15 protein-coding genes are annotated in these 17,358 nt (G+C 71.0%); 8 read left to right on the top strand and 7 right to left on the bottom strand.

Annotated features, from left to right (window positions below):
• Window positions 1–115: 115 nt before the first annotated feature.
• The 4 genes from WMF11_RS39735 (at window position 116) to WMF11_RS39720 (ending at window position 3,617) form a co-directional block, all read left to right on the top strand.
• Window positions 116–811: a metallophosphoesterase gene (locus WMF11_RS39735; RefSeq protein ID WP_012239701.1), complete on the top strand. Its 696-nt coding sequence runs from the start codon at window positions 116–118 to the stop codon at window positions 809–811.
• A gap of 123 nt (window positions 812–934) precedes the next feature.
• The gene (locus tag WMF11_RS39730) at window positions 935–1,888 is read left to right on the top strand and encodes a 50S ribosomal protein L11 methyltransferase (protein WP_437904350.1); all 954 of its coding nucleotides are present in this window, start codon (window positions 935–937) and stop codon (window positions 1,886–1,888) included.
• On the top strand, window positions 1,885–2,643 hold the full coding sequence (locus WMF11_RS39725; RefSeq protein ID WP_437904349.1) for an RsmE family RNA methyltransferase: 759 nt from the start codon (window positions 1,885–1,887) through the stop codon (window positions 2,641–2,643). The genes WMF11_RS39730 and WMF11_RS39725 overlap by 4 nt, the downstream gene beginning before the upstream one ends.
• Window positions 2,643–3,617, top strand: coding sequence for an alpha/beta hydrolase (locus WMF11_RS39720; protein WP_437974509.1), 975 nt, complete (start codon window positions 2,643–2,645; stop codon window positions 3,615–3,617). Before WMF11_RS39725 ends, WMF11_RS39720 begins: the two co-directional genes overlap by 1 nt.
• 9 nt (window positions 3,618–3,626) lie before the next feature.
• Here WMF11_RS39720 and WMF11_RS39715 read toward each other — a convergent pair whose 3' ends face one another.
• Window positions 3,627–3,749: a hypothetical protein gene (locus WMF11_RS39715; RefSeq protein WP_437974508.1), complete on the bottom strand. Its 123-nt coding sequence runs from the start codon at window positions 3,747–3,749 to the stop codon at window positions 3,627–3,629.
• 16 nt (window positions 3,750–3,765) lie between these two features.
• Window positions 3,766–4,962, bottom strand: a complete 1,197-nt coding sequence (locus WMF11_RS39710; protein ID WP_437974507.1) for an endo-1,4-beta-xylanase — start codon at window positions 4,960–4,962, stop codon at window positions 3,766–3,768.
• Between the two features lie 400 nt (window positions 4,963–5,362).
• Here WMF11_RS39710 and WMF11_RS39705 point away from each other — a divergent pair, with 400 nt between their 5' ends.
• Complete coding sequence (locus WMF11_RS39705) at window positions 5,363–5,797, top strand: hypothetical protein (RefSeq protein ID WP_437904345.1); 435 nt, start codon at window positions 5,363–5,365, stop codon at window positions 5,795–5,797.
• Between the two features lie 75 nt (window positions 5,798–5,872).
• On the opposite strand, the gene WMF11_RS39700 is transcribed toward WMF11_RS39705, so the two are convergent.
• Window positions 5,873–9,922 (bottom strand): serine/threonine-protein kinase, encoded by a 4,050-nt coding sequence (locus WMF11_RS39700; RefSeq protein ID WP_437974506.1) that lies wholly within the window; start codon window positions 9,920–9,922, stop codon window positions 5,873–5,875.
• Window positions 9,923–10,419: 497 nt separating this feature from the next.
• On the opposite strand from WMF11_RS39700, the gene WMF11_RS39695 reads away from it, so the two are divergent.
• Window positions 10,420–10,674, top strand: a complete 255-nt coding sequence (locus WMF11_RS39695) for a hypothetical protein (RefSeq protein ID WP_437904343.1) — start codon at window positions 10,420–10,422, stop codon at window positions 10,672–10,674.
• 164 nt (window positions 10,675–10,838) lie between these two features.
• On the opposite strand, the gene WMF11_RS39690 is transcribed toward WMF11_RS39695, so the two are convergent.
• Window positions 10,839–12,011: a hypothetical protein gene (locus WMF11_RS39690; RefSeq protein WP_437974505.1), complete on the bottom strand. Its 1,173-nt coding sequence runs from the start codon at window positions 12,009–12,011 to the stop codon at window positions 10,839–10,841.
• Between the two features lie 62 nt (window positions 12,012–12,073).
• Window positions 12,074–12,394: a hypothetical protein gene (locus tag WMF11_RS39685; protein ID WP_437974504.1), complete on the bottom strand. Its 321-nt coding sequence runs from the start codon at window positions 12,392–12,394 to the stop codon at window positions 12,074–12,076.
• A gap of 143 nt (window positions 12,395–12,537) precedes the next feature.
• On the opposite strand from WMF11_RS39685, the gene WMF11_RS39680 reads away from it, so the two are divergent.
• On the top strand, window positions 12,538–14,892 hold the full coding sequence (locus WMF11_RS39680) for a DUF3160 domain-containing protein (RefSeq protein WP_437974503.1): 2,355 nt from the start codon (window positions 12,538–12,540) through the stop codon (window positions 14,890–14,892).
• A gap of 66 nt (window positions 14,893–14,958) precedes the next feature.
• On the opposite strand, the gene WMF11_RS39675 is transcribed toward WMF11_RS39680, so the two are convergent.
• Together WMF11_RS39675 and WMF11_RS39670 are read right to left on the bottom strand one after the other, a co-directional pair.
• Entirely contained in the window at window positions 14,959–15,429 is a 471-nt protein-coding gene (locus WMF11_RS39675) for an SRPBCC family protein (protein ID WP_437974502.1), read from the bottom strand.
• Window positions 15,426–16,046: a TetR/AcrR family transcriptional regulator gene (locus tag WMF11_RS39670; protein ID WP_437974501.1), complete on the bottom strand. Its 621-nt coding sequence runs from the start codon at window positions 16,044–16,046 to the stop codon at window positions 15,426–15,428. Before WMF11_RS39670 ends, WMF11_RS39675 begins: the two co-directional genes overlap by 4 nt.
• A 541-nt stretch (window positions 16,047–16,587) precedes the next feature.
• On the opposite strand from WMF11_RS39670, the gene WMF11_RS39665 reads away from it, so the two are divergent.
• Window positions 16,588–17,211: a hypothetical protein gene (locus WMF11_RS39665; RefSeq protein WP_437974500.1), complete on the top strand. Its 624-nt coding sequence runs from the start codon at window positions 16,588–16,590 to the stop codon at window positions 17,209–17,211.
• Window positions 17,212–17,358: the final 147 nt, after the last annotated feature.

Raw genomic sequence — 17,358 nt, 5'->3', positions numbered from 1 at the left:
GGCGCGCGGCGATCGCCGCGCGCTCGCCGGCGGGGCCGCGCGGTCCTGCCGCGTCCGCGGGGACGGGCCTGGGCGCCCCCCATGGAACGGGCGTCCCTGCTACGTTGGGTGTGCGATGCCGCGCACGATCATCATCGGTGACGTTCACGGCTGCCGGGACGAGCTGGCGCGGCTGATCGAGCACGTGGGCCTCGTATCGGGCGATCGGGTCGTCATGGTCGGCGATCTGATCGTGCGCGGCCCTGATCCGTGCGGAACGCTCGATCTGCTCCGGGAGGTCGGCGCGATCTCGGTGCGGGGCAACCACGAGGATCGGCTGCTCCGCTGGCGTGCCGGGCGGAGCGATCCTCGCGGCGAGCCGCTGGGGGAGCTCTCGAAGGAGACCGCGCAGCAGCTGCGCAAGCGGGACTGGGCGTGGCTGGAGACGCTGCCGTACTGGCTGGATCTGCCGGAGCACGGGCTCCGTGTGGTCCATGCAGGGTTGATCCCCGGGCTGCCGATCGAGCGACAGGATCCGCACACGTTGATGTACGTGCGCTGCCTCGGCCGCTACGGCGAGCCGGTCGAGCGCCGCGGGGGCAAGACGCTGTGGGGCCAGACGTACCAGGGCCCGCCGCACGTCGTGTTCGGCCACAACGCGCGGAGCGAGCCGCAGATGCACGCGTGGGCGACCGGGATCGACACGGGCGCGGTCTACGGGGGGCGCTTGACCGCGATGGTGCTCCACGACGGCGAGCGCGTCCCGCCGCCGGCGGCGCGCTCCGAGGTTCTGGTCTCGGTCCCGGCGCGGCGCCGTTACGTGGGGCGTTAAAAATGCTCCGCGTCTTCCAGCGGTTCCGCGCGATCGGCCGCGCCTCTCTGCGGGAATTTCGTTAGGCTCCCGTCCGCGCCGCGGCCGCTCTCCAGGCCGGCGGCCCGTCACGGAGCAAGCCAGGTGGAGCCTCGATACCCGTTCGTTGCAGTCGATGTCCCCGAGCCGGAGGCCGACGAGATCGGCGCCCTGCTCTTCGAGCTGGGCGCCAGCGGCGTCGAGCAGCGCGACGAGCAGACCCTCGTCCGCGGCGCGCGCTCGGGCCAGGTGACGCTCGTCGCCAGCTTCGAGGCGCACGGCGAGGCGATGGAGGCCATCGCGGCGCTCGGGGAGCTGTCGCCGCCGCTCGCCGCGCGGCTCGAGGAGGTGGTGGGCGACGCCTGGCGCGACGCGTGGAAGGAGCACTTCGCGCCGTTCGCGCTGACGCCCACGATCACGGTCGTGCCGCCGTGGGAGGAGCGCGCGCCCGAGCGCGAGGGCGAGCGGGTGCTCCTGCTCGAGCCGGGCAGGGCGTTCGGCACGGGGCTCCACGCGACGACGGCGCTCGTGGCGGAGCTGCTCGACGAGCACGCGGCGGAGCTCCGCGGCCGCGAGATCCTCGACGTGGGCACGGGCAGCGGCATCCTCGCGCTCGTCGCGCTGCTGCTCGGCGCGGAGCGGGCGGTCGCGATCGACAACGACGAGGACGTGATCGAGGTGGTCCTCGAGAACGCGGCGCGCAACGGCCTCGAGGGCCGCATCGAGGCGAGCGCCGGCGTCGTCGAGGGGGTGACGCGGCGGTTCCCGTGGGTCGTCGCGAACATCGAGGCGCGGGTGCTGCGGCCGCTGGCGCCGGAGCTCGCGCGCGTGCTCGAGCCGGGCGGCCGGCTGATCCTGTCGGGCATCCTCGAGAGCGAGCGCGACGATCTGATCGCGCGGTACACGTCGCTGCCGCGCCAGCTCGAGCACGTCGCGACCCGGCCGGATCCCGCGTCGCCGGGCGGCGATCGCAGGGCGGGGCGGGGCGACGCGGGCGGCGAGGGCTGGGTGGCGCTCCTGTTCCGCGCGCCGGGCGGCGCGGCGTCCTCGCCCGGATGAGCGGCCCGGGGCTCTTGCGGGTGCCGCTCGGCGCGATCGCGGCCGGCGTGATCGCGCTGCCGCCCGAGGCGGCGAGCTACGTCGTGCGGGTGCACCGCCTCCGCGAGGGGGATCGGTTCGTCGTGTTCGATCCGGAGCTCGGGGTCGAGGCGGAGGCCACGCTCGAGTCGATCGGCCGCCGCGGGGCGGAGGCGCGCATCGACCCGCCCCGCCCGGCCGCGCTGCGGCCAGGCCGGCGCGTGACGTGGATCCAGGCGGTGGGCAAGGGCGACAAGATGGACGCGGTGGTGCGCGACGCGACCGAGCTCGGGGCGACGCGGATCATCCCGGCGATCTCGGCGCGGAGCGTGGCGCGGCCCGCGGAGGAAAAGAGCCAGCGCTGGCGCCGGATCGCGGTCGAGGCGGCGCGCCAGTGCGGCCGCGGGGACGCGCCCCGGGTGGAGGCGCCGATGAGCCTCGCGGCGGCGCTCGCCGAGGCGCAGGCGGCGCCGTCGACCGAGGGGGGCGCGCTGGGGATGTGCCTGGATCCCTACGCGGAGACGCCGCTCGGCGCGCGGCTGGCCGCGCTGTCGCCGGGCATGGAGGCGGCGTTCGCGGTCGGGCCGGAGGGCGGGTTCACGCCGGAGGAGCTCGGCATGTGCGCGGCGCTCGGGTTCGAGCGGGTGCGCCTCGGCGCGCTGACGCTGCGCACGGAGACGGTGTGCGCGGCGGCGCTCGGGGCGCTGATCGCGGTGAGCGACGCGCGCGCGGGGTGATGGGGCGGCGGTCGGCGAGCGGCGCGCTGGCGAGCGCTGGTCGCAGCGCCAGCGGCTCGTCGTCGCGCGGCGCGGCGCGGTGGATCGCGGCGTTGCTCGGCGCGCTCGCGGTCGCGCTCTGCGCGTGCAGCAACACGGCAGACGCTCCGAGGAGCGCGCGCGCGCCTGCGCCCGACGCGGCCGCGCTCGAGCCAGCGGAGCCCGGCCTCGTGCCCGCGGCGCCGGCCCCGGCCGTCTCCGCGGCCGCGACCGCGCCGTCCGAGCCGGCGCCGTGGCCCCGAGCGCGCCCGCCGCGCGTCGAGACGGACTGGTGCATCGACGGCGTCGACGCGCTCGACGAGGAGACCTGCTACGTCCTGCCCGACGCGCCGACCCGGACGCTGCTGCTCTATTTTCACGGCATCGTCCCGCCGGGGAAGGAGAGCCAGCAGAAGACCAACTTCGAGACGGTCGTGTCCCGCGCCGCACGGCGCGCGGGCGTCGCCGCGCTGATGCCGCGCGGCAAGGTCGGCCTCGCGCCGAAGGGCTACGCGAGCTGGTGGGGCTGGCCGACGGGCGGGCGGGCGTACGACGAGCACGCAGCTTCGTTCGTCGCGGTGTTCGCGGAGAAGCGGAGGAGGCTCGAGGAGATCGCCGGGGCCTCGTTCTCGCGGGTGTACGTCGCCGGCTCGTCGTCGGGCGCGTACTTCGCCGCGGCGCTCGCGCTGCGCGGCGGGATCGACGCCGACGGGTTCGGCGCGATGTCCGGCGGGGGAGGCCGCGCGACGCCCGAGCTCGCGACGCTCGCCCCGAGGCCGTTCTACATCGGCTTCGGCGCCCACGACACGGTGGGCGGCTCGGCCCGCGCCCTCGCGGGCGTCCTCCGCGGCGCGGGCTGGCCCGTGCGCGTCGCCGAGCACCCGTTCGGCCACGGCGCGAAGGAGGTGTACCTGGACGAGGCGTTCGCCTTCTGGCGCGAGCACGAGGCGCGCTGATCCCGCGCGTCAGAACTGGATCCCGAGCGTGTCCTCGCCCCACGACAGCCCGCCATCGAGGTGCTCCGGCGATGCCGTCTCTGACCCCGAGACGTAGGTCACGGTCGTGCGCGCCAGGGAGCGTCGCGGCACGGTCGTGCGAGGGAGATCACTCGCCGCGACCGAGGAAGTCCATCAGCCAGGTCATTGCCGGCCGCATCGTGCCGTCCGGGTACAGGAGGCCCGTGCTGTCCCTCCAGGTGGAGCCGACGACGTAGCCCCAGAGGGTGATGCCCTTCACGGCGCTGTGGTTGTAGAACATCGGGAACTGCTCCTCCATCACCCTGCGTTGCTCGTCGTCGTCCGCGAGGTCGATGTCGTACTCGGTGATGTACACGGGCAGGCCCGTGGCGGCGAGCCTGTTGATGTAGTGCATCACGGTTCTGGTGCTGATCTTGTACGCGTCGTGGGCCTCCGCGCCGAGGCCGTCGATCGGGGCGCCCGCCTCCAGCGCCGCCTTCACGATCTCGACGAAGTGGTTGTGATCGCTCTCGTACTCGATGTTGTTGTAGTCGTTGAGGATCAAGGTCGCGCCCGGGCAGAACTCGCGAGCCCACTTGAAGGAGTTGACGATCCAGTCATAGCCGCTCTCGCCGGCGCCTCCGATGGCGTTCATGAAGGGAGGCACGGTGTGGGGCGGCGGCTCGTTGACGACGACGATGTACTTCGTGTCGGGGTACCGCTCGCAGAACGCCTGCATCCAGTCCCTCACGGCCTGCCGCTGCTCCTCCGCGGGGAGGCTCGTGAGCCAGGCCGCCTGCGAGGCACCCCACACGAAGCTGTGCTGCATGAAGGGGATGTCGTTGTCCTGCGCGTACTCGTAGATCGCGTCGAGCCTGCTCCAGTCTCGAACGCCGCGGGTCTTCTCGACAGAGGGCCACTTGCCCTCGTTCTCGGGCGCGATCTGGTTCCAGTGCTGGATGAAGCCGTCGCGCACCTGGCCCCTCGTCGTGATGTTGCCGACGAACTTGCCGGTGCTGCCGCTCGAGCCACCCGACCCGTCGCTGGAACCGCCGGCCCCGGAGCTGCTCGGTCCGGCGCCTCCGGCGCCTCCGTTGCCGCCGTCGCCGGAGCCGCCCGTACCAGAGCCCAGAGCGCCCGTGCTGCCCGTGCCGGCTCCGCCGGCGCCCGTTGCGCCGGCGCTGGCGCCATGGCCCCCCGCTCCCGTCGTGCTGCCCGCGCTCGACGAGCCGCTCGGGCCATCGTCAGCCTTGTCCACCTTGCCAGAGCAGCCGGAGAGGGCCGCGATCCCGAGTGCGATCGAGATCGTGCCGCACAGCCATCGAGAAGAACGGTTCTTGTTCATGCCAACCACCCGCAAGCTGAAGGATCGTGACCGGTGACTCCCGGAGCGGGAAAGCCGAGGGGAGCAGCGCGAGGTAGAGAGCATGCGCTCAGCGCCACGCACGCCAGACAGACCGGCCCCCGGAGTTCCCGTTGCCCCTCGGATCTATCACGACCCGTGCGGTGGAGCGATCCTCCACGGTCACGAGCGCGGGCGAACAGCGTGAGGAGCGACGCGGCGCGCCGCACGCTCGCGGCGCTCCCCCGGCGGGTGCGGCTTGGTCCTCGGCGCTGCGTCCGCGAAAGTGCTCTTGCGCGCTCTGACGTGGCCTACACGGGGGCTTCCATGGGATGGCGCGCTCGGCGTTCTACCATTCGCTCGGGGCTCGCGGTAGAACGCGAGGTCCCTCAGGTAAGACAGCATGATCTACAGCTTCCCAAGCTATGTGCCCGGCATCGCGATCGCCATCGCGGTGCTCGCCGCGTCGATTGGCGTGCTCCTCCTGTGGAGGCGTCAGCCGCTGGTGGTTGCCTTGATCGCATTCGGAGTTTCTGCGGTAGCGGGTGGCCTCTTCGCGCCGATGCTGGCGATGGATCGGGTCGTCCTCGACGACGAGAAGCTGGAGCAGACCACGGGGTTCTGGTTCGCGCCGACCGTGAAGGGATTTCGTCTCGCCGAGGTCGAGTCCGTCGCGATTGGCACCGCCAGGGATAGAAAGAATCGCGAGATCGAGGTGTGGATTGTGAAGGGGAGGGACGGCCAGACGCGAGAGATCGACCCGGGTGATCTCTGGGAGATGAACGGTCAGGACATCCTCCGGCGATTGAGAGAAAAGGGAATCAACGTCAGGCGATGAGGAGAGTCGTGCTTGTCTCGCGCCCGGTGTCGGTGACCGTCGCTGAGGCGCGGAGGTCGCACGGTGCTTGAGGCCTCAGCCGAGCCACGCCTCCGCGAGCGCCAGCAGCCGAGCGTTCCCGGGGACGTTCTCGAGGAAGCACCGCCGGATCTCTGCATCCGGGATCCGGTCCGCGCGCGCGAGCAGGTCCGCGCGCGCCGCCGCCAGGGCCGCGCGCGCCGCGTCGGTCGACCCCGCTGCGTGGAGCGCCTCGGCGTGCACCAGCGTGAGCCCGATCCCCTCCGGGAGCCTGAGCCCGAGCGCTTGCAGGCGCGCCACGACGTCCTCGGCGAGCGCCGCGGCCTCCGCGGCGCGGCCTTGGGAGAGCCTCACCTGCGCGAGCACCGTTCTCCCCCAGTCATAGGCCATCGAGGGCATCGGGAGCCCTTCGAGCCCCGCGAGCGCCTCGCGCTCGGCCGCGGCGAGGTCGCCGCGCCGGCAGAGCAGGCTTGCGTGCAACAGGCGCGTCTGTTTCTGAAGGAACCGATCCTGCTGTGCCGCGTCGGCGCTGGCGAGGTCGGCGATATCCGCGATCGCCTCGTCGAGCAGGCCGCGCGCGTAGAGCAGGGCCGCGCGCCACCACCGGGCCATCCGTCCGCTCAGGTCGGCGCGGGAGCTCCCCTCGGGCAGGAGGGCGCGCAGGAGCTCCTCGGCGCGGTCGTGGACCCCGAGCTCGACGTAGACTTGGGCCATGCTCACGCGCGCGGCTTCCACCGGCAGCCGCATCCCCGCCGCGTCGAACGCGGCCTCGGCCTGGCGCAGTAGCTGGAGCGCCGCCCAGGCGTCGCCGTGAAGGAGGCGCGCCTCGTCCGCCTGCATCATGCGCCGCTGGCCGGACACAAGCAGATCTCGGCAGCCGAGCGATTCGTCGAGGCGATCGAGCCGCGCGCGGCAGGCCTCGGCCAGGTCACGTCGCTCCACGAGCATCAGCCACGACCGGGCAAACCACAGCGCTTGCGCGAAGGCTGCGGCCGCCTCGGGGTCGGGGTCGATCGCGAGGAGATCTCCAGCGACCAGCTCGATGCGCTCCGCCGAGCGCTCCTCCAACGCGTGCCATAGCAACTCGGCCGTCACCAGGCACCAGTTCCGGCTCCCCGGTCGGGTGAGGCGCTGCACCTGCTTTGCCAGAGCGCCAGCCCGATCCTTCTCCCCTAACCAGCGGAGCGCCTCGCACTGAACGAGCCGCAGCGCCCCGTGGAGCTCACCCTCGGCGCCGCACTGCACGCCGCGCTCCGCGCGCTCGATCGCCCCCGCTGTGTCGCCCCCGCGCAGGAGCAGCTCCGCCGCCTCCAGGTAGCGAGCCGCCGCCTGGGCGCGCTCGCCGCCGCGCTCCAGGTGCTCGGCGAGCACCCCGGGATCGCTCTCGCCCGCCGCCGTGAGCCACGCCGCGGCCAGCTTGTGCCCGAGCGCGCGATCGGCGTCGGTCAGGGTCGCGTACGCGCCCTCGCGCAGCAGCGCGTGGCGGAACGCGAGCTCCTCCTCGCCCGGAAAGCGGCTCTCGGCGCGGCGCTCGACCACCTCCCGCGCGACGAGCGACGCGAGCGCTCCGCTCACCGGCGAGGCGGGCTCGCCGCAGGGCAGGTGCGGTGCCTCCCCAACCCAGGTCGCCGCGCCGGTCGCGGGCAGGGTCACGTCATCGCCCCCGGGCGGGGGACCGCCCTGGGCCTGAGGAGCGAGATCGCCGCCGAGCAGGCGCCGCGCCCCGCCGGCCCAGAACACCTCACCGAAGACGCTGGCCGCGCGCAGCACCCGCCGCTCCGCCGGATCGAGCGCGCTGATCCGCGCGTGCACCATGGCCAGCACGGTCTCCGGCAGCGCCTCTCCGCGCCCCTCGCTGACCGCGCGGATGAGCTCCTCCAGATAGAACGGGTTGCCGGCCGCGCGCTCGACCAGCTCGGCGATCCGGGTCGCATCCACGGCGTCGCCGAGCGCGTGCAGGGCGAGCCGCTCGGCCGCGCGGCGCGGCAGCGGGGCGAGCCGGATCTCCTGGACGCTGCGCTCGGCCCACAGCCCGGGGAAGCGCTCATGCACCTCGGGGCGCCCGAGCGCCAGCACGAAGAGCGGTCGATCCTCGAGCCGGCGCAGCGCCTCACCCAGGAGCCGCACCGAGGGCAGGTCGCCCCAGTGCAGGTCGTCGAGCGCCAGCAGGATCGGTCGAGCCTCGACCTCGGCGGCCACGAAGCGCTCGAAGGCGCGGGCGATCTGCTCCGCCATCGCCGCCGGGTGCTGGCGCGCCGCGCGGAGGGCGGGGCTCTCCTCGTCGGGGAAGGGCGCGCCCGCGATCTCGCCGAGCATCTCCGCGACGCGGCGCTGCTCGGCCTCGGGCACGCGCCGCGCGACTCGTGCGCGGATCCGCGCCTGCCGCTCGCCGAGCGGCGCGCCGGCCAGCGCGCCGGTCGCGCAGCGGATGGCCTCGCCCAGCACCCCGAAGGGCGCGCCCTCACCCACCACGTCGGCGCGGCCCGTCCAGATCTCCACGTCGGGCCGGAGCGCGCGGATGCGCTGGAGCGCCTCGTCGCAGAGGCGCGACTTGCCGATGCCCGGCGGCCCCGTCACCAGCGCCGCCCGGGCGAGCCCCTCGCCGGCGCACTCCTCGAAGAGGTCCACGAGCGCGCGGATCTCGCGGTCGCGGCCGACGCACGGGCTCTTTCGCCCGAGCAGCGTGCGCGCGCCCCCGCCCGCCTCCCGCTCGCCGTGGAGCTCGAAGCCGGCCGGGCCGCGCCGCACCTCGAAGCGGGGGTCGAGCAGCGCCCGGGTCACCTCGTCGAGCATCGCGACGCCTGCCGCGGGCGGCGCGCTGGCCACCATGGTGGCGGCGCGATCGATGAGATCCCCGACCGGCGTCTGCCCGGTGAGCTCCGCGCGCCCGGTGACGACCGCGATCCGCGCCGCGCCCCCGCTGTCGTCGAGCAGCGGCCCCAGCACCATCGCGCACCGGGCCGCGCGCGCGGCCTGATCGGTCGCGCTCCCCTTGCTCTGGAGGCTCACCAGCACCCCGCCGCCGGCGAGCTGGTCCACCCGGCCGCCGAGGCGGGAGATCGCGGTCTCGAGGCGCCGCTGCCGCGCCGCCGGCACCTCGGAGGGCAGCGTCTCGCCGGCCGCGCCGGCGGTGCCCGCCGGCACCTTGGAGGGCAGCGTCTCGTCGCCGGCCGCGCCGGCGGCGCCCGCTGGCGCCGCCATGACCAGCGAGAGCACGCGCTGCTCCCCCGCGGTGAGCGCCGCGCCGGGCACCGGCGCCGGCTCGCCGCCCTGCGCCCCGAGCGCGCGCAGGGCCGCGCCGACCTCGGCGGCGCTCGCTGGCCGGGCCGCCGGGTCCTTGGCGAGCATGCGCGCGACCAGCGCATCGAGCGCCGGCGGCGCGTCGGGCCGGAGCTCGCGCACCCGCGGCGCGGGCTCGAGCAGCAGCCGCGCCAGCACCGCGAGGAGGTTCGCCCCCGCGAAGGCCGGCTGGCCGGTGAGGCACTCGAAGAGCACGGCCCCCAGCGCGAAGACGTCGGCGCGCGCGTCGGCGCGCTCGCCGCGGGCCTGCTCCGGGGCCAGGTAGCCCGGGGTGCCCATCACCACGCCGGTCCGGGTGTGCAGGCTCGTCGCGCCGCTGAGGCGCGCGATGCCGAAGTCGATGAGCTTGATGCGGCGCGGGTCGCCGCCGACGAGGAAGATGTTCGAGGGCTTGATGTCGCGGTGGATCACGCCGCGCGCGTGCGCCGCGGCGAGCGCCTCGGCCGCGGCGAGGGCGAGGGCCACGCTGTCGTCCACGCCGAGGCCCGCGCGCGCGATCCGCGCGGCGAGGTCCTCGCCCTCGAGCCACTCCATGGCCAGCCAGCGCTGCCCCGCGTCGGTCACCCCCTGGGCGACGAAGCGCACGATGCCAGCGTGGCTCAGGCCGGCGAGGATGCCGCACTCCGCGGCAAAGCGCTCTTCCTGGCGGTCGCCCTCGCCCGCCAAGAGCTTGAGCGCGACCGGCTCGCCGCGGGCGCGATCGAGGGCGCGGTAGACGAAGCCCATGCCGCCCCGGCCAGCCTGGCGCTCGATCACGAAGCGCTGGGCGAGGAGGTCGCCCGGCTGTGCGCTGGCTGGCGGCAGCATGGCGAGAGGATGGGGCAGGGGTGCAGCGCGGTCGAGGGCGCGGCGCCGCAGCGGAGAACCCCACAGCGGCGCCGCTTTGAGCTGGCGGCCTTGGCGCGGAGGTGCCGTGAGCTCTGATGGGGGCGACTGCTACTTTCCGCCATGGCGCCGCCACCCCCTGAGGTTGAGTTCTCCTTGGGTTCTCCAGTCGTTTCGCGCCGGCATGGGGTGTGCTCGAGGCCGAGCGTCACGCCGACGCTCGAGCACAACGCCCTCGTCGAGATGTTCCGCGAGCACCCCGAGCTCGCGCCCCACTGGCTCGCGACGCTCTTCCACCTCGATGTGCCGCCACACACCTCGGTCGGGGTGGTCGAGTCGTCGCTCGACCAGCTCATCCCGGTGGAGTTCCCGCGCTCGTTGCGCTTGGCCGGCTCGACCAGGAGCAGGCGATGGTCTGTTTTCAGGTCATCTGGAGCGGGTTGCGTGAGCCCATGCGGCGGGCTCTGTAGGCGCTGGCCATGGAACGGCAGATCGAAGACGAGGCGAGGTTTCCGTTCGTGCGGGAGCTGATGGCTCGCAGCGAGCTCAGGGGCCTACGTGAGGGCGAGCTCAAGGGCAAGAGGGACACGCTTCTGCGGCTGCTTGCGCGGGCCGGGATCATGCTCACCGAGCGCGAAAGTGCGCGCATCCAGGCATGCACGGACATCGCTACCCTCGACCGCTGGCTCGATAACGTCCTCGGGGCGAAGACCGCGGCCGACGTGCTCTCCTGACGGTTGACGGATGCGGCCCAACAACCCAGCAAGGCGATGAATCTGACGGGTCTTGCTCGTGGATTGTCGCCGCATGTGGCCGAGCTCAGGGCTCCCCCTCCTGCGCCAGATATTACCGAACGGCTACGAATGCTGCCAAGCTCCCCGGGTAGCTCGACGTCGCCTCAGCGCCAGCGCGCCAGCTCTTTGACGTCGATGCGATAGACCGGGCTGATCCGGCCCTGCTGCGCGGGATCCGGGCAACGCAGACCGGGGATGTCGTCGGACGAACCCAGCTGGGGGAACCTGTTCGCCAGCTGGCCCCTGTTCGGGCCGTCCGGCTTGCGGTTGTATTCCTTCAGCAAAAACGTCACGAACTCGGCTTCGGTCCACGCCGGATCTTGCGAATCGAACGTGGTGAAGCGCGGCTCGCCGCTGACGTTGCCGAGGTAGACGGCATTGGCACCCTGCCAGGTGGCGAAGGAGCTGTCGTGGTGGCGCTTGACGTAGTCCGGATGATTGTAGAAATACACCCAATCGCCGGGGCGCAGCTGGTCGACGGAGTCCACGGCCAGCGCCACCCGCAGCTTGCTCACGCTGCCCTCGTCTCCCGGCGCGACTTGCACGATGTCCTCGGTGACCCCGTCGAGCGCCGCCGTGCCGACCGTCTTCATGAAGGCGCGCAAGAAGCAGATGTGCAGCGCGCTCATGCACTCGATGGCGATGGGATGGGCGTCCCAGGTGAACAGATCCTCGAGGGCGGCGGACGCGCTGAAGTCCTCGGTGTTGGCGAAGTTCATGGTGGTGGAGTGGGCGGGGTGGTCGTCGTCGACGGGCGCGTCCGCCATCCACGACCGCTCCGGGAAGCGATAGACACCGCGATCCCATTCGTTGGCGTAGATGAAGCGTCGATCCTGGCCCAGACGTTGCGCGGTGTTGAGCTCGCGGAGGCTTGCGATCATCCATTGGCCGAACAGAGCCTCTCGGTGCTCGACCACGCAGGTGCGGACGATGTCGACAAGGTCGCGTGCCCGGCCTTGCATGGGCTTCGAGCGGGCGTGGTTTCTGGCCAAGCCCATGAGCAACTTGCGGCGATACAGCCAGGCCCGGTCTGCGTACTGGGGCGCGATTTCACCTTGCTCGACCTTGATCAGGCGCCGGACCAGGGGGCGCCGCTCGTTCTGGCTCTTTCGCGCCTTGTTGAGCACACGGCGGATGTGCTGGCGCTCGGCGGGCCAGTCGGTGTTGCCGGGCGGGGCCGTCGTGTGGTCGAGACGGACGAGCTCCTGGTCGATCCGGTCGATGCGCCGCTGGCAGCGCGCGGCTGCCCGCAACAACACCGCCACGCTCAACGGCACGCGCGCACCCGAACCGCAGCGACACTTGCCCACGCAGCCGCGATCGGGCGCCGTCGCATCGCTTACCCGATCACCAGCTCGTCCGCGATGGCCTGCGCCTTGGCCTCGCTGGTCACATCCCGAGCGCGGAGCGTGGCGACGAGCGCCGCGTACTCCGGTCGTTCCTCGAACGAGTCGCCGAGCTCGAAGCACAGATCCACATAGCTGGTCACGTGGGCCTCGAGGTGAAGCCCGTGGCCCGCCGCCCGCTGGAGCTGCGCCTTCAGGCGCTCAATCAGCGTCTCGTCGTTCGTGCTCCAGACCTGTTCCGGATACATCACCCGCACGCGTTCGAGCAGGCGCGGCATGAGCTCGGCGTCCGAGCGCCGGGCCAGGAGCTTCATTGGCTCGCGCCGGATGGTCAGCACGCCGCAATTACGACGGCTTCGTCAACGCGCGTCGAGGACGATAGGCCCGGAATCCGCTTGTCGGCTCGGAGTGCTGGCACACCGGTTGCTTGTCTGTGGCGTTGGCACACATGGAGTGGATGAAACCCGCGATTCGAGCGTCGTTCGGCCTGGGGCCGTGGCACAACGATCCGGGTTTGGCACACCGGCACACCAGCACCTGTGCCGCCAAAGGAGCAAGAAAATCCGTGCACACCCAACGAATTCTCTCCACCCTGGTCAGCATCGGCTTGCTGGCGGCGTGTTCCGGTTCCACCGAACCGGGCGGGTCGGGCCCCGCAGGTCCCGGCGACGAGCGTCCCGAAGAGGTCGGAACCCAGGTGCAGCTCGAGCTCGACTCGGTCGTCGCGACCGAAGTCGAAGCCCAGGTGGCCACCGCCAAACAACACGACGCGGTATCCCTCCAGGAGGCCTACGCGGTCTCGTTCTCGAACGATCTGGGCTACGGTCTCACGGACGTTCAGAACCTCGATCTGATCCAGCGATCGGAGCTGGGCCTGAATGACGCGGAGCTCGAGGTCCTGGCCGCGAACGGCTTCGTGGTCTCCAGTCGACTTGCCTATCCCAGCTTTCCCTACGCCTACGCTGCCATCTATGTGCACGATCTGCCGGTCTTCGTGAGCGGCGACATGGTGCTCGAGGCCATGCACCGTTCGTACGACGACATCTTGCAGGCCCTGGAACAATCCGTCTTGATCCCGCGTGTCACCCGCTTGCTCGACACGATGCGTGCTCGCCTGGCGTCCGGAGATTCCGGGCTCTCGCAGCAGGCGGCAGCCGACGCGGACTTCTACCTGACCGTCGCGCGCAGCCTGCTGATGGGAGCGCCGAGCGAACCCGTGGCGGGAGCCAGCAAAGCTGAGATCGCGTCCTTCCTGACGCACGCCGAAGCGGCCGACGGAGAACAGCAAAAGTCCATGTTCGGCGTTCCGCGCCGCTTCGACTTCTCCCAGTTCAAGCCTCGGGGCCACTACACGGACACGGTGGCGCTCGAGCGCTATTTCCGCGCCATGATGTGGATGGGACGCATCGATTTTCGGCTCATCGAAACCATGCCCGACGGTTCGCGCGTCTTCTGGCGCCGTCAGCTCGAGGCGGCGCTGGCGCTGCGTGACTTGATGGATGCCGCGGCGCTGGAAGACTGGTCGGGCATCGATCGAACCATCACCGCGTTCGTGGGTGAGCACGACTACATGATCGTGCCCGAGCTGGACGAGCTGTTGCAAGGCCTGGGGGTGTCCGATGCGAGCGGGCTCGCTGCCATTGATGACACGACGATCGCTCAGGCGATCATCAACGGGCGCTACGGCGAGCAGCGCATCGCAAGTCACATCATGCGAAAGGACGGCGGCGATTCCACGTTCCCGCTCAATGCGAGCTTTGCGTTCTTCGGGCAGCGCTACGTGATCGACAGTCACGTGTTCTCCAACGTGGTGTACGACCGCACCGCGACACGCGTGGTCCCGAACCCGCTCGACGCGGCGTTCGCCGCCCTGAAGAACGACCACGCAGTGAGCCTGCTCGCGCGTGAGCTCGAAGAATGGAGCTACGCCGGCGATCTGGCGGCCGTTCGCGTCATCGCCGACGCCCACCCTCCATCGTACTGGGAAGGCAGCCTGTACACGTCCTGGCTCGGGGCGCTGCAGACGCTCTCGGCGAACGCCACGACCCTGGGGCCAGCCGCGGAAGGTCTGCCCAGCGTGGCGCGCAGCGAGGCGTGGGGGCGCCGTTTGCTGAACACCCAGCTCGGATCGTGGGCGCAGCTCAGGCACGACACGATCTTGTACGCCAAGCAGTCGTATACCGGCAGCAATGGCTGCGACTTTCCGGATGCGTACGTCGAGCCCTACCCCGAGCTGTTTCAGAGGATCGCCAGGTTCGCCGGCCAGGGCCAGGCCTTGGTCGATACCCTCGACTTCAGCTTGAACGGGAACAACGCGTTGGGGGAGCAGGTGAGCGCCTACTTCGGCACCCTGTCGCGCATCGCGACCACCTTGAGTGAAATGGCGGAAGCGCAGCGGACGGGCATGCCCCATTCGGAGGAGCACCTGACCTTCATCAAGCAGGCAATTCACATCGAGGGCGGTGGCAGCGGCGACCCCTGGCAAACGGGCTGGTACAAAGATCTGTTCTTCGATCCCGTCGACGGCTTGAAGAGCGACCCGACCATCGCCGATGTGCACACGGACATCGGAGGCGACCTGCCGGTCCCGCGAGCTCCGTCGGTGTTGCACGTGGGCACCGGCAATCCACGCATGATGGTCATGACGGTCGATACCTGCCAGGGTCCTCGCGCGTACGCGGGCGCGGTGTTCGCCTACCACGAGCACCTGGCGGAGGGCTTCACCCGACTCACCGACCAGGAATGGGCGCGGAAGCTGGTTCAGGATCCGCCGGCCGATGTGCCTTGGATGGCGCCGGTGCTGGCGGAGTAGAGACCGGCGCGGCAAAGGCCTCGGCGCGCAGGGCTGCGCCGAGGCGCGCTCGAACGCCGGCACCCTTCACGACCGCTCGCGCTCCAGGTTCTCGCGGAGCTTGCGCAGTCCGTCGCGCGCTCGGCCGCGCATCACGCGGCGCAGGAGCGGCAGCGCAAGCCAGCGAAACCACCACCGCTGATTGCGGCTGACCATGCGCCACGCGACGCGCGTCCCGTCGCCGGAGAGCGCCGCGAAGTCCACGCTCATGCGGGGCAAGAGGAAGCCCTCACCTTCGGTCACCAGACGCTCCCCGACCCGAGCCTCCTTCACCTCGATGTCGATCGTGCCGGTGCGCCCGAAGGGCATGCGCACGGTCTCCTGGTAGCGCTTGCCGACCTGCCCGTGCTCCAGCGTGTCGAGCTCGCGCATGGCTTCGACGCCCGGGAACCAAGCCGGGAAGTTCTCCATGTTGGACACGTAGGCGAACGTTTCGTGCAAGGGCCGGCCGATCTCCACGGAGCCCTGCGCCAAGAGCTCCGGCTGCGCGCCGCTCACGAGCGCCTCCTCGGTGCCGTCTTGGTCTCCATCGGCCTGAGCAGGCTCTGCTCCACGATCCGACGCATCGCGCGGACGTAGCGCGGCCGCGACCAGCCCCGCTCCTCGATGAGCTCCTGCCAGTTCCCGATCGACAGGAGGGTGGCCAGGAAGTCCGCCGCATCCGACGCCGACCATTCCTCGGCCAGCGCGCCTTCGGCCTGAAGCCGCGCCACGAAGCCCGCGCAGACGCCCGTGAAACCGCGCATGCGGTCGCGCCACGCGAGCTCCGCGTCCTCGTCCGTGGCCCGCGCCGCCCGCATGGCCCGCGCCACGTCGGTGATGTGGGCGACGTAGCCCGCCCACGCGCCGATGAACTCGGAGAGGATCGCGCGCGCGTCGGGGGCGCGCTCGCACTTCCGGACCAGGTCGGCGAACCCATGCACCTCGTCGACGTGGCGCACCAGCGCGACCAGGAGCTGGGTCCTGGTCTCGAAGTGCAGATAGACCGCCTGGCGCGACACCCCGGCCGCCGACGCGATCTCCGCCATCGAGACGCCGCGACGCCCCGGCTCGGTCACCAGCCGGCGCGCGGCCTCGAGGATCACAGCGCGGGTTTCCCCGTCCTTGCTTGACATGGTGTCAACATGGGGCATAGTTTACACTGTGTCAAGTACGACGGGCGCGCCGGCGGCACGGCGCGCGCGGGCGACCGCGAAGGACTCGGGGCACTCTGCCGCTAGAGCGCGGAATAGGTTGAAGCGTCATTGAACCTCGGCACTTATGCAGCCTCCGCTCTCCGAGCGGTGGAGCGCCTCAAGACTCTGGATCGTTGAGGTGCGCCGGAGATCGAACGAATTCGTGGCGGATAGGACGAGCAATCGCGTTCCGCAAAGTCAAGATTCTCGGAGCCGTTCCTGACTCGTGCAGTCCGATTCTACGAGCTCATTGACAGAACGGGGCTTCTGCGATCAGGCAGGTCTTCCACGCCTGAAACGGCTGGGATTACCGCGACGTAGCACCAAGCGGAAGGCATCTTACCGTATAGCTGTACCCTGCTGGCTCTGCGCGGCTCGACGCCAGGACCTTGCGATTGGCTTGCTCGCTCCTGTCACTGTTGGTAGCTTAGGACGGATGATGACGGCCTCACTATCGATATTTGGACGAACCCCCCGTCGGTTGGCGCTCAAGACGTTGGCCTTCGTCGTCTTCGCTTCAGGATGTGGAGGAGGCGAAGCTGCGGACGACTCGCCCAACTCTGGTGGGCAAGGTGCGGGTTCGGGTGAAAGTGCCAGTGGCGGGCAAACCAGCGAAGCGAGCGGAGGCACTACCAGCGGAGCGAGCGGAGGCACCACCGGCGGTACCGGCGGATCCGGGCTGTCCTCGGGCTCGGGGGGAGGGGAAAGCGATGGGGAGTTCTTCATCACAGCGATCGTCGACGGCGTTGAACGCCGCATGACGACCCACCTCTATGGCGCGGTCATCCCGGACCGCGAACCAGAGCAGATCGCTTTGGCCGCAAAGGACGATCCGACGGCCATCCAGGAGATCTGGCAGCTCCAGTTCGAGCATGTAGCGGGTACCCAGGAGCACGCCTTTGCACACTATAAAGAGCACGACTTCTCGGCGGTGTCCGCATGGCAGCAGCATCCCATCACCCTGCATCTGAACGCCACCGCCCCCGATGTGGGCGACGTATTCGAAGGAACGTTCGAGGGCACCCTCATCACGGACAGTGCTGTTGGTGCCACGGTCGAGGTCACTGACGGTCAATTCCGTATTCGTCGCGTGAATTCCTATTGAGCTTGCCCCGCCCATTGCTCAGAAGGAGCTCCGGACGTCCCATCTTTAGAGGAGCTCCAGCGCCACCTCGGCTTGGTGGCAAGCTGGCGGGCACCCTTGGCTAGGCATTTCCCGCGTCCAGGCCGTGTGGCCCATGTGCGCAGAAAG

This window comes from Sorangium sp. So ce295 (genome assembly GCF_051527405.1).
Taxonomy (GTDB): domain Bacteria; phylum Myxococcota_A; class Polyangia; order Polyangiales; family Polyangiaceae; genus Sorangium; species Sorangium cellulosum_B.
The sequence above is the reverse complement of the archived record's forward strand: the minus strand, read 5'-3'. Positions and strand labels throughout refer to the sequence as shown.